Origin of the sequence: Protofrankia sp. Cas4 (genome assembly GCF_963555915.1) — a bacterium.
GTDB lineage: Bacteria > Actinomycetota > Actinomycetes > Frankiales > Frankiaceae > Protofrankia.
In genome coordinates this window covers 14,249-14,679 of the sequence record NZ_CAUVXL010000256.1, presented here as the reverse complement: position 1 = coordinate 14,679, position 431 = coordinate 14,249, and the positions used below count along the sequence as shown (strand labels likewise).

Here is a 431-nt window from a genome sequence, read left to right as displayed (position 1 = left end):
TGGAGACGGTGAACGCCGCTGGGACGCCGACGTGCTGGGAGCAGTCGGGGTGGGGCAGCAACACCGTGTCGTGGGGTTCGAGCACGACTGCCCATACCGGGTCGAAGGCATACCAGATCACGGTCTCGAAGTATGTGAGTGGTGATCGGAAGCTGTTGGTGAGTGAGACGGCCGGCTGCGCGCCGGTCGTTGTTCCGGGTAAGACCTATGACCTGTCGGTGTGGTACACGTCGACGGCGACCCAGAATTCCATCACGCTGTTCACGCATACGTCGGCGGGTTGGGGGTACTGGACAGACCTGGCGCAGTTGGGCGCGTCCGCGACGTACCTGCAGGCGAACGCGACGACGCCGGTGGTTCCGGCCGGGGTGGACATGCTCGCGTGGGGCGTGTCGCTGGTGGGGAACGGCACATTGACCACCGACGACTAC

1 pseudogene is annotated in these 431 nt (G+C 65.0%); it reads left to right on the top strand.

What is annotated here, in order from left to right:
• Positions 1 to 158 precede the first annotated feature (158 nt).
• Positions 159 to 431: pseudogene (locus U9979_RS23155) on the top strand (hypothetical protein); the annotation flags it as partial.